Source organism: Bradyrhizobium sp. AZCC 1693, assembly GCF_036924745.1.
Lineage (GTDB): Bacteria > Pseudomonadota > Alphaproteobacteria > Rhizobiales > Xanthobacteraceae > Bradyrhizobium.
On record NZ_JAZHSD010000001.1, the window covers coordinates 1,264,545 to 1,276,251 of the forward strand.

Consider the following 11,707-nt stretch of genomic DNA (forward strand, 5'->3'; position numbering starts at 1 on the left):
CGGTTACGCCCCGGCCTTCTTAGCCCGCGGCTCGACCCGCGATCCGTCCGACAGCAGCAATTGGCCGTCCGTCACGACGCTCTCGTCGCCAGCGAGTCCTTCGGAAATCACCGACATGCCCTGCGCGGTGCGGTCGACCTTGACCGGCTGGACCTTGGCCGTGCCGTCCTTGACCACGAAGACGAAATTGCCGCTCTGGCTGCGCTGCACGGCGACCGTCGGCACCACGACCGAATCCTCGGTGCGGATGACGAGCTTGGTCGCAACCAGGGTGCCCGGCCACAACGTCTCGTTCTCGTTGGCCATGATGCCGCGCACGGTGACCATGCCGGTGGCCATATCCACGGTGTTTTCGACCATCGCGACTTTGCCGCTCTCGGAGCGCTGATGGCCGGGAATGGTCGCGGTCACGCCCGAGACGCCCTTGGCCATGGCCTCGCGCAGGTCCACCAGCACGCGCTGCGGAACAGAGAAGGTCACATAGACCGGCGCCATCTGGTTGATGACTGCAAGCGCGGTGGTATCGGCCGGCCGCACGAAATTGCCGACCTTCACATTGGCGGCGCTGATGCGCCCTGCAAACGGCGCGCGGATCGTGGTGTAGCTTTTCTGGACCTTCAGATTGTCGAGGGCGGCCTGATCGGCCTTGATGGTGCCGGTCAGGATGTCGGACTGCGTCCTGGCGTTGTCGACATTGACCTGCGTGGTGGCGCCCTTGGCGACGAGATCGTTGAAGCGGCGGAGGTCGCGTTGCGCGCCCTCGAGCTGCGCCTGGTCCTTGGCGAGCACGCCCTCGGCCTGCTCGATCTGGGCGTCGATCTGGCGGCTGTCCAGCGTGAACAGCAGATCGCCTTCGCTGACCTTGGCGCCGTCCTCGAAATGAACCGCAACGATGGTGGTCTCCAGCCGCGACTTCAGCGCCACGCTGGAGATCGGCGTCACCATTCCGATCGCATCGACATCGACGGGCATGGATTTGCGCTCCGCCTTGGCCAGTTCGACGGAAACCATCCGCTGCCGCTGCGGGCCCTGGGCGTTGCTGCTGCCGCCCATCCACGAGGAGCGGGTGATAAAGCCGGCCGCCGTGGCAATGGCGATGGCGCCGACAAGAACTATCAAGGTACGCTTTTTCATAGTTTTTCACGCCCGCCAGCCCGAAAGGACGGAACGGTTCTCCTCTGCCCCTTGACGGCGACTTTTGCGCCTTATTTCTAAACGGTTATCACAGCCTTCCTGCACATGGTATGCCACTGCTGGAAAATGTGTAGTTACTTCTTGTTCGAGCACGAAAAGCCGGGATTTCCCGGGATAAGCTCCAGCCTGGGTCTCCTCATGCGTATTGCCACGTGGAACGTCAATTCGATCCGGCAGCGGCTCGACCATCTCCTGACCTGGCTCAAGGAGTGCTCGCCGGACGTCGTCTGCCTGCAGGAAATCAAATGCGTCGACGAGGCGTTCCCACGGCTGGAGATCGAGGCGCTCGGCTACAACGTCGTCACCCACGGCCAGAAGACCTTCAATGGCGTCGCACTCTTGTCGAAACTGCCATTCGACGAGACCAAATTGGGTCTGGCCGGCGACGACGAGGACGCCCACGCCAGGTTCCTCGAAGGCGTGGTGACGCTGAAGACCGGCGTGATGCGCATCGCCTGCCTCTATCTGCCCAACGGAAACCCGCCGGACACGGACAAATATCCCTATAAACTCAAATGGATGTCGCGCCTTCTTGAGTATTCGAAGGAGCGCCTTAAGGCGGAAGAACCGCTGGTGCTCGCAGGCGACTTCAACGTCATTCCGGCCGCTCGCGACGTCTATAACCCCACGGCCTGGGCCAGCGACGCGCTGTTCCGCCCCGAGACGCGCGAGGCCTTCCAGTCGCTGCTCGGCCTCGGGCTGACGGACGCGTTGCGCGCGGTGACCGACGAGCCGAACCTCTACACGTTCTGGGACTACCAGGCGGGCGCCTGGCAGAAGAACTGGGGCCTTCGAATCGACCACCTCCTGCTGTCGCCGCAAGCCAGCGACCGCCTGACCCATGTCGGCGTCGACAGCTATGTGCGGGCCTGGGAGAAGCCGTCCGACCACGTGCCGGTGTGGGCGGATTTCGACCTGGAGACGGCTTGAGCGCCACCGGCGCGGCGGCGGTGGCGATTCGGGATGCTGCACCGACGATGCCGTCGCGGCCTGCCGTGTCCTGAGGGAATCGATTTCCCGCTTATGCGTTGCCGATCACCGCAACGATCCGGCGATTCTGAATGCGTGGCTGGCCAACAAGCAGCCGGAAATCGTGGCCGCGTGGGCCGTGCAGAAAGGCAACTCGCTGCTGCTCGCCATCGAGGGCGATGCCGTCCTCGGGGTGGGATCGGTGACGGACCCAGGCGAGATCACGCTGAACTATGTGGCACCCGATGCACGATTTCGCGGCGTCAGCCGTGCCTTGCTGAAGGCGCTCGAAGCCAGGGCGGTGGCGCGAGGCAACACGCGTTGCACGCTCACCAGCACCGAGACGGCGCATCGCTTCTATCAGTCGGCTGGTTATGTTGACGACGGAGTGCCGACAGGCAAGTTCGGCACGCGCGCTGGCTATCCGATGTCGAAGCAGCTTGTCGCTGCGCCATAGCAAGGGTGGGCAAAGCGGAAGCGTGCGCACCATTGATGCCAATGATTTCGGAGTGATGGTGGGCACGGCGCAGGAGCGCCTTTGCCACCCTACGGCTGCTGCTACGCAGCCGTCAGTCCTTCTTGCCCTGCACCCAGTGCTCGAGCATCTGCAACGCCACGGCGCGGTCCTCGTCGGAGGCCTTGGTGAAAGCGCGGTTATAGCTTTCGCGGATCCAGCTCTCGTCGGGGGCGGCGTTGTCGCGCGCCAGCGTCAGCCACATCAGGCCGCGCGCCGCCTGCCGCGGCAGCCGGTCGCCGTTGAACAGCATCTGGCCGAGCATGGCCTGCGCCTGATGCTGGCCCTTCTGGGCGGCCAGACCAAGCCAGCGCGCGCCATAGCGGAAATCATCCCGCGAGGCGTCCGGCGTCTTCAGGTAAAGCCGCGCCAGATCGTATTGCGCGTCGGCGTTGCCGAAATAGGACGCGGCATAGGAGAACATCTCCCGGGCGCGATCGGTATCCGGCTTGATCTTGGAATTCGGGATGCCGTTGAGGTAGTAGCGTCCCAGCGCCACGAACGCGTTGGCGACGATCGTCGCCTGCGGCGCCGACGGGCTGTCCTCCGCATGCGCGTTGGCGATGCGGCTGAAATATTCGAAGGCGCGCAGGTCATCCTGGATGACGCCATCGCCATCGGCATACATCCGGCCGAGCTTCCACTGCGCCACGGGATGGCCGCCCTCGGCGGCGTATTGCAGCGAGTTCAGAGAGGGCGCGGCAACCGCAGTTGCTGTCGCAGTCGCCGCTGCCGGCGGGACCTTCTTCAGGGCCTGGGCCGTGACGGCTTGCGCGGCGGCGGGCTGGCTCCCCATGGGCAGCGTGGCGTCCGGCTTCACCGGCGCGCCATCAAATGCGAATCCGGGAGCCGCCACCGGCGTGGCCCCTAGCATCAACGCAAATATGATACGCCTAGATGTCCGCATAACACTGTTTCTCGTGCGCACCGCCAGGATGGGTCACAGCCCCGTCCACCGCCGGCCCAACCTGTTGGGCATATTTCCACAGCGCACCCGACGCATGGTTAGTCTGTCGAGGCGCCCATTTGGTTTTACGTTCGGCGAGTTCGGCGTCGGTCAATTTTACGTTAAGGAATCCAGCCTCGGCGTCGATCTCGATAATGTCACCATTCTGCAACAGGGCGATCGGTCCGCCCACAGCTGCCTCCGGTCCGACATGGCCGATGCAGAAGCCGCGGGTGGCGCCCGAGAACCGGCCGTCGGTGATCAGGGCGACCTTGCCGCCCATCCCCTGCCCGGTCAGCGCCGCCGTGGTCGAGAGCATCTCCCGCATGCCGGGACCGCCGCGCGGCCCCTCGTAGCGGATCACGATGACCTCGCCCTCTTTGTAGGTCCGCTTCTGGACCGACTCGAAGGCGTCCTCTTCGCGATCAAAGCAGCGCGCCGGACCGGTAAATTTCAGCTTCGACATGCCCGCGACCTTCACGATCGCACCCTCCGGCGCGAGATTACCCTTCAGCCCGACAACGCCTCCCGTGACGGTGATCGGGTTGTCGGCGGACCGCACCACATCCTGGTGCGGATTCCATTTCACGCTCTTGAGGTTTTCGGCGATCGTACGGCCCGTGACGGTGATGCAATCTCCGTGGAGGTGGCCATTGTCGAGCAGCGTCTTCATCAGAAGCGGTATGCCGCCAACCTCGAACATGTCTTTGGCAACATAACGGCCCCCCGGCTTCAAATCCGCGACATACGGTGTCTTTTTGAAGATTTCGGCGACATCGAATAAGTCAAACTTAATGCCGCACTCGTGCGCGATGGCCGGCAGGTGCAGCGCAGCATTGGTCGATCCGCCGGAGGCGGCAACGACGGCGGCGGCGTTTTCCAGCGCGCGTCGGGTGACGATATCGCGCGGCCGGATGTTGGCTGCGATCAGCTCCAGGATCTTCTCGCCGGCGGCGGCGCAAAACGCGTCGCGAATCTCGTAAGGCGCTGGCGCCCCGGCCGAATAGGGCAGCGCCAGCCCGATCGCCTCGGACACCGTCGCCATGGTGTTAGCAGTGAATTGTGCGCCGCACGCCCCGGCCGAGGGACAGGCCACCCGCTCGATTTCGTCGAGGTCGGCATCCGACATTTCGCCGACCGAATGCTTGCCCACGGCCTCGAACATGTCCTGCACCGTGACCTGCTGGCCACGGAAATTGCCCGGCAGGATCGAGCCGCCATAAATGAAGATCGAGGGTACGTTGAGTCGAACCATCGCCATCATCATGCCCGGCAGCGATTTGTCGCAGCCGGCAAGCCCGACCAAGGCGTCATAGGCATGGCCGCGAACGGTCAGTTCGACCGAGTCGGCGATGCACTCGCGGGACGGCAGCGACGAGCGCATGCCGTCATGGCCCATGGCGATGCCGTCGGTAACGGTAATGGTGCAGAATTCGCGCGGGGTGCCGCCGGCAGCCGCGACGCCCTTCTTGACCGCCTGCGCCTGGCGCATCAGCGAGATATTGCAGGGCGCGGCCTCGTTCCAGCAGGACGCGACGCCGACGAAAGGCTGGTGGATCTGCTGGGTGGTCAGCCCCATCGCGTAGAGATAGGACCGATGGGGGGCGCGTTCCGGCCCCTCCGTCACGTGACGGCTCGGCAACCTCTTCTTGATGTCGGTCTTGGCGTCCATCCGCGAAACCTGTTTCCCCAGCCATCTCCTTGTCGGTCGCGGGAGCAATTTCCCGTCACCTTCGCCGACGCTGAGGCCAATCAGCTATGAAAGAAATGGTTTCATGGAGGGGTGTGGCTAAAAAGCGGCGCAAGCAAGAGACGGGCGGGGTGGTTAACCAAATGTTCGCTTACTGTTGCGGTCACGCAACAATCGTGGCCCGGCGGCAACCATTGTTTGGGTTTATCGAGCCGCCAGCGGGCCCCCCTCCGGGCGTCGATTTCGGGAGCCCGCGCCTCGGCCGGTCACAACCTCAGGGCGATCGATAGAGAGTTTGCTCGATGCAGATTCGCCTCATCACTCGGCCAAACTGAATTTGGCAAGCATCGGCGAGAATCTTGTCGTGCGTTCGTCAACATCGGTGCTCATCGCTTTCTGTCTCCGATGGGTTGCTGCGCAGCACTGCGCGGCAATCCAGCCTTCGCGGCGAGCGGCTGGCGGCTCATGTGGCCGAAATCTCGTTCGAGGCTTGCACCTCGGCGAAGCGGCGCACGCGGGCGCGGCTCGCGTAGTATTCAAAGGCGTGCTGTGTGATTGCTTCGTAGGCGCGCTGTATGATTGCGGCGCAACATGCGAGCGAATTAGCACCTCTGAATGGTGCGCGGCACCTGCCTCGATTGACACGCCGCGCTGTTCTGGAGGTAAGTACGGAGTGCGTTCGGAGCGATGCGACGCGGCTCGCGACATGGATCGAGCGGCGAGTGTGAGAGGAAGGCGGATCAGTTGTCGACGCGGTCACGCCTGTCCTCCTGGTTGTGCTCATCGGCCATCCTTGGCGGCGCCTGTCTCGCGCCAGCGGCGACGTCGTTGCCGGCCGCGGCGCAATCCACCGACTGGACCGGTGCCGCATCCAGCAATTGGTTCGACGCAAGCAACTGGACGAACGGCGTTCCGGTCGCTGGCGGAGGAGCGGCAGCCGTCGACGCGACTGCACCCAATGCTCCAGTGGTGAATGCGCCCGGCGCTGCCGCGGACGTCATTGCGGTCGGCGTCGGCGCCCTGGGCGCGCTCACCATGACGGGCGGCGGTACGCTGAGCAGTGTCGATGGCTATGTCGGCTACACCTTGGGGTCTCATGGCACGGTGACGGTAACCGGTCCCGGATCCAACTGGAGCAATTCCCAGGACCTTTACGTCGGCTACTTCGGCACAGGGACGCTCACCATGGAGGGCGGTGGGACGGTGAGCAGCCTCTATGGCTATGTCGGCTGGGTTCCCGGCTCCGAGGGCACGGTGACGGTGACCGGCGCCGGCTCCACCTGGACCAACAGCCAAAATCTCTTCGTCGGCGGTGCCGGCACGGGCACGCTCACCATCGCGGACGGCGCAACGGTGAGCAGCGTGAACGGCTATGTCGGCTCCATCAATATCGGCGGCGGAACCGTAACGGTGACCGGCACGGGATCCACCTGGACCAATTCCGGAAATCTCTTCGTCGGGGATGACGGCACGGGCACGCTCACCATCGCGAATGGCGGAACGGTGAGCAATATGGACGGCTATATCGGCCGCAACGCCTTCTCTTATGGCACGGTGACGGTGACCGGCGCCGGCTCCACCTGGATCAATTCCGGAAATCTCCTTGTCGGGGATGGCGGCACCGGCACGCTTGCCATCGCGAATGGCGGAATGGTGAGCAATACGGACGGCTATCTCGGCCGCAGCGCTGCGTCCCATGGCACGGTGACGGTGACCGGCGCCGGCTCCACCTGGACCAACAGCGGAAATCTCGTCATTGGCGATGCCGGCACAGGCACGCTGACCATCGCGGCCGGCGGCCGGGCGAGCGGCGCAATCGGAATTGTCGGCAACGATACCGGCTCCCACGGTACGGTGACGGTGACAGGCACCGGCTCCACCTGGACCAACGGCGGAAATCTCTTCGTCGGCAACGCCGGCACGGGCGCGCTTACCATCGCGGACGGCGGCCGGGTGAGCAACGCGATCGGTTTCGTCGGTTTCGGCGCCGGTTCGCAGGGGTCCGTGACGGTGACGAACGCCGGCTCGGCCTGGAGCAACAGTTCCTCCCTCACGATCGGCGGCGGCGGCACGGGCGTACTCGCCATCGAGAATGGCGGAGCCGTGAGCAACACGTCCGCAATTGTCGGGTCGGCCAACGGCTCGCAAGGGAGCGTGACGGTGACGGGCGTTGGCTCCACCTGGACCAATTCCTCACAGCTCTCGATCGGCTACTTCGGCGTCGGGTTGCTCGCTGTCGCAAGCGGGGGGAAGGTCAGCAGCACATATGGGATGCTCGGCGACTTTGCCGGCGCGCAGGGCACGGCCACGGTCACGGGCGCCGGCTCTGCCTGGGCCAATTCTCTGGACCTTTACGTCGGCAACGCCGGTACGGGTTCGCTCGCGGTCTCGAATGGCGGCACGGTGAGCAATGCGAACGGCTACGTCGGTTACGACACCGGCTCGCAAGGCACGGTGACAGTGACGGGTCCGGGCTCGGCCTGGAACACCAGTGCCTCCCTCACAATTGGCGTCAGCGGCACTGGCGTGCTCGCCATCGACAACGGTGGATCCGTGAGCAGCGCGTCCGCCATCATCGGATCGGCCATCGGCTCGCAAGGAACCGTGGCGGTGACGGGCGCCGGCTCGACATGGACCAATTCCGGGGACCTGTATCTCGGATTCGACGGCATCGGAACGCTCAGCGTCGCGGAGGGTGCGACGGTGCACGCCAGCACCGTGCATGTGGCGAGCCAAGCCGGCTCGCGTGGCACGCTGAACATCGGCGCGGCGGCAGGCAGTCCGGCGGCGGCCGCCGGCACGCTCGACGCGGCAAGCGTCGCGTTCGGCGCTGGCATCGGCACGATCAACTTCAATCATACGTCCGCCAACTACGTGTTCGGGTCGACGATGACCGGCAACGGCAGCGTCAATGTGCTGTCCGGCACCACCATCCTGACGGCTGCCAACAGCTACACGGGTCCCACGACTGTCAACGGCGCCACGCTCATCGTGAACGGCTCGATCGCCTCGTCACCGCTGACGGTGGATGGCGGCGGTCTTGTCGGGGGCACCGGTTTTCTTGGCGCAACGACCATCGGTGCCGGGACGCTCTCGCCCGGCAACTCGATCGGCACCATCACGGTGCAGGGCAACCTCGTGCTGTCGGCGGCCTCGACCTACCTGGTCGAGATCGCGCCGACGAGTGCCGATCGCACCGATGTCACGGGCGCGGCGCAGCTCGCCGGTGCCTTGCGTGTGGTCGCAGCGCCCGGAACCTACGCGCCGGGCACCACCTACACGATTCTCACGGCGACCGGCGGCATCGCCGGCACGTTCGACAGCGTGACTTCCAACCTCACGTCGTCCGCCTTCATGGCGCCGACCGTGTCCTACAATGCCGACCACGTGTTCTTCACCCTCGCACGCACGGCGAGCTTCGCGAGCGTCGGCTGGACGCGCAACCAGATTGCCACCGGCACCGGCGTCGATTCGCTGGGCTTCGGCAATCCCATCTTCAATACGGTGCTCTACGGCACGGCCGCGCAGGCACGGCAGGCGTTCGATGCGCTCTCGGGCGAGTTGCATGCGAGTACGGCGGGCGTGCTCGTCGACGAATCGCGCGATCTGCGCGACGCGGTGCTCGGCCGCTTGCGCCAGGCGTCCTTCGACAACGCGGCAGGCGGGACGGCGTCGCGTGCCGCCCGCCCGGCGGCCCTTGCGGGGACGGAGACGCACGCGTCCGGCCTGACCTTCTGGGCGCAGGGATTCGGCGCGCGCGGTCGCATCGACGGCGACGGCAATGCGGCAACGGCCGGTCGCCGCCACGCTGGCGCCGTCGCGGGGTTCGACGGCGCTGTTGATGACTGGCGCTTCGGCTTCGCGGCGGGCTATTCGGACTCCGCGGTCGGCGTGGACGCGCGCGCGAGTTCGGCATCGATCGGCAGCGGCCACGCGGCGCTCTACGGCGCGGGCAGTGCCGGCGCCTGGAACATGCGTGCCGGCATGGCCTATTCGTACCACCAGATCGACACCACCCGCACCGTCGCGTTTCCGGGCTTGGTCGAACGCACCACGGCCGCCTATCACGGCGGCACCACCCAGGTGTTTGGCGAGATCGGCTACGGCGTCGGGCTCGGCCCGGTCGCGCTCGAGCCGTTCGCAGGGGCTGCCTGGGTGCAGGCGAGGACAAGCGGTTTCACGGAGAAGGGCGGCATCGCGGCGCTCACGGGTGCGCGCGACCGCGAAGAGGCGGGCTTCGCGACGCTTGGCGCGCGGCTCGCCACCAGCGTCGCGGTCAGGGGAATGATGCTGGCGCCGCGCCTCTCCGCCGCCTGGCAGCACGCGCTCGGCGACGTGACGCCGGTCACCACCCTCGCCTTCACGAGCGGAGGGACTGCCTTCGAGATCGCGGGCGCGCCGCTCGCGCGCGACAGCGCGCTCCTCGAAGCCGGCGCTGACCTGTATCTCAATGCGCAAACCACGCTCGGCATTCTCTACCAGGGCCAGGTCGCACGCAACGCCGAAGAACACGCCGTTCGAGGCCGCCTCGCCGTGAGATTTTGACACGTTCGGTCAGTCCAAAGCAGTGCAGCGGATTCCTGCGCCCGTTCGAAGTCTGCCAGGACCAAGCCCCTAGCGTTGCGCCACCGCGCAGGGGGCAATCGTCGCGATCAGGGATGCAATACAACTCGAACGACATCCCTGCAGCATCTGATCGTCCGATCGCCATGCCGCGGCTGCGCGCACCAAATACAGCGCCTGACATTTATCGTGTTCGAAAGGGATCGCGTCATTTTTGTGCGGCCGGCACTTTTTGTGCCAGCTTTCGTCACGTGAGGGCGCGGCCCGCGACACGCGCAGTCCGCGGACTTATCGTTCATACGCAAGACAGAACAACGCTGTGCGCAATTTGTCGCACGTTTTGATCGCCACCGAAATTGAGGCGCGTGCTGAAGGATCGACCGCACGGATGCCTTACGCGTCACCATATTGCCCCTAGCCTGCGCAAATCCGCCGCTTGCACGTCCAGTCACGGACCCGTTTTGCTGTTCTTCCTTCGATGCGGGTAAGGAGTCACGCCTCACGTCTTGCCCGCGCGCATCACTTCACGATTCCCAAAATCCGTAGTGGTCGTTTGTAGTTCGTGAGGCCTCTGAGTAAGAGGTTTGAATAATGGCACGCTTCAATCTGAACGGCTTCCTCGACAATAGCCGCTTCGAGGATTTCTTCGCGAGGTTCGGCGGCGGCAGCGCCGACCATGATCATCTGAACGGGACGACGAGCAACAACACCTTGTTCGGCGGCGCCAGCGAAGACACGCTCGCCGGCATGGCGGGCAACGACACGCTCAACGGCGGCTCCGGCGCCGACAAGCTCTGGGGCGGCTCGGGGAACGACAACCTCGCGGGCGGCACCGGCGCCGATCTTCTCGTCGGCGGCTTCGGTGCCGACCGAATGGACGGCGGCGCCGGCAACGACGTGTTGCTGAGCCGCTCAGACGCCGGCGAGATGGTCGCGGCCCAGGACGGCACGACGCAGATCTTCGCGACAGAAACCGCAGCGTTCAAGGCCGTCAACGATACGCTGACCGGCGGCGCCGGCGGCGACACCTTCCGCTTCGAAGGCATGGTGAACGCCAAGGACGAGATCGTCGCCAAGCACGTCAATGCCGACGGCACCATCGACTGGGTCGGCGTGACCGGCGAGAACGGCGCCACGCACGACCACTGGGTCGACGGCTTCGGCAACGACGTGATCCGCGACTTCAACCGCGCCCAGGGCGACAAGATCGAAATCTCGGCGCACACCGCCGAGGTCAAATCGATCGAGTACAAGGACAGCAACGGCGACGGCAAGAACGACTACAGCGTGATCACCGTCATCAGCCAGCAAGGCAATGCCGGCGCGCATGACGAGGATCTGCTCGGCACCATCACCGTCTACGGCAACCTGGTGAAGCAAAGCGATATCGCCGTTACCCAGACGGTGTACGGCGCTTACGAGAAGGTCGGCGAACTCAACGGCGCGCACTTCGAACTGGAGGACGACGGCGTGCTGGCCGGTGGCGGCACCGACGGCGGCCACCACAACGAAGCGACCGCGATGGCCAACATGGCCATACACGGTTAAGCCGGAAGGTAAGCCTCAATCAGTTGCAAGGGGCGGCCTCCCGGCCCTTGCTGCCTGGAGTTCGGTTCTGACTGTTTCAGGATCGGCTCCAGGTTTTGCTTTGACGCGTTCTCTTTACGCGATTTCGTCCGCGGTCGAAGGGCGATGCCACGCGCCGCTATCGATGGCGTAAGTCTTAAAATTCCTTATTCGCACGACTGCGCGCGCGATACCGGGAACTTTTTTTGGTTCCATTCGCCTCATTTTGCGCGGGTTTGTTGCCTTGAAGTGACAATTGCGCCTC

7 protein-coding genes are annotated in these 11,707 nt (G+C 64.9%); 4 read left to right on the forward strand and 3 right to left on the reverse strand.

Annotated elements, in window-relative coordinates:
* Positions 1-3 precede the first annotated feature (3 nt).
* Entirely contained in the window at positions 4-1,134 is a 1,131-nt protein-coding gene (locus V1293_RS06330; protein WP_334507673.1) for an efflux RND transporter periplasmic adaptor subunit, read from the reverse strand.
* A gap of 198 nt (positions 1,135-1,332) precedes the next feature.
* On the opposite strand from V1293_RS06330, the gene xth reads away from it, so the two are divergent.
* Together xth and V1293_RS06340 are read left to right on the forward strand one after the other, a co-directional pair.
* Positions 1,333-2,124 (forward strand): exodeoxyribonuclease III, encoded by a 792-nt coding sequence (xth, locus tag V1293_RS06335; RefSeq protein ID WP_334507675.1) that lies wholly within the window; start codon positions 1,333-1,335, stop codon positions 2,122-2,124.
* A 163-nt stretch (positions 2,125-2,287) separates the two neighbouring features.
* Positions 2,288-2,620, forward strand: a complete 333-nt coding sequence (locus V1293_RS06340) for a GNAT family N-acetyltransferase (RefSeq protein WP_334507677.1) — start codon at positions 2,288-2,290, stop codon at positions 2,618-2,620.
* Between the two features lie 112 nt (positions 2,621-2,732).
* On the opposite strand, the gene V1293_RS06345 is transcribed toward V1293_RS06340, so the two are convergent.
* Together V1293_RS06345 and ilvD are read right to left on the reverse strand one after the other, a co-directional pair.
* Positions 2,733-3,584 (reverse strand): tetratricopeptide repeat protein, encoded by an 852-nt coding sequence (locus tag V1293_RS06345; protein ID WP_334507680.1) that lies wholly within the window; start codon positions 3,582-3,584, stop codon positions 2,733-2,735.
* The gene (gene ilvD / locus V1293_RS06350; RefSeq protein WP_334507683.1) at positions 3,571-5,295 is read right to left on the reverse strand and encodes a dihydroxy-acid dehydratase; all 1,725 of its coding nucleotides are present in this window, start codon (positions 5,293-5,295) and stop codon (positions 3,571-3,573) included. The genes V1293_RS06345 and ilvD overlap by 14 nt, the downstream gene beginning before the upstream one ends.
* A 762-nt stretch (positions 5,296-6,057) precedes the next feature.
* Between ilvD and V1293_RS06355 the strand changes: the two genes are divergently transcribed.
* Positions 6,058-9,858, forward strand: coding sequence for an autotransporter domain-containing protein (locus tag V1293_RS06355; RefSeq protein WP_334507686.1), 3,801 nt, complete (start codon positions 6,058-6,060; stop codon positions 9,856-9,858).
* A 609-nt stretch (positions 9,859-10,467) separates the two neighbouring features.
* Positions 10,468-11,424: a calcium-binding protein gene (locus V1293_RS06360; RefSeq protein WP_334507688.1), complete on the forward strand. Its 957-nt coding sequence runs from the start codon at positions 10,468-10,470 to the stop codon at positions 11,422-11,424.
* Positions 11,425-11,707 lie beyond the last annotated feature (283 nt).

What these genes read in the sequence shown, in the direction of transcription:
- V1293_RS06330 (WP_334507673.1), bottom strand. Translation starts at nt 1,134, where the DNA reads ATGAAAAAGCGTACCTTGATAGTTCTTGTCGGCGCCATCGCCATTGCC.
- xth (WP_334507675.1), top strand. Translation starts at nt 1,333, where the DNA reads ATGCGTATTGCCACGTGGAACGTCAATTCGATCCGGCAGCGGCTCGAC.
- V1293_RS06345 (WP_334507680.1), bottom strand. Translation starts at nt 3,584, where the DNA reads ATGCGGACATCTAGGCGTATCATATTTGCGTTGATGCTAGGGGCCACG.
- ilvD (WP_334507683.1), bottom strand. Translation starts at nt 5,295, where the DNA reads ATGGACGCCAAGACCGACATCAAGAAGAGGTTGCCGAGCCGTCACGTG.
- V1293_RS06360 (WP_334507688.1), top strand. Translation starts at nt 10,468, where the DNA reads ATGGCACGCTTCAATCTGAACGGCTTCCTCGACAATAGCCGCTTCGAG.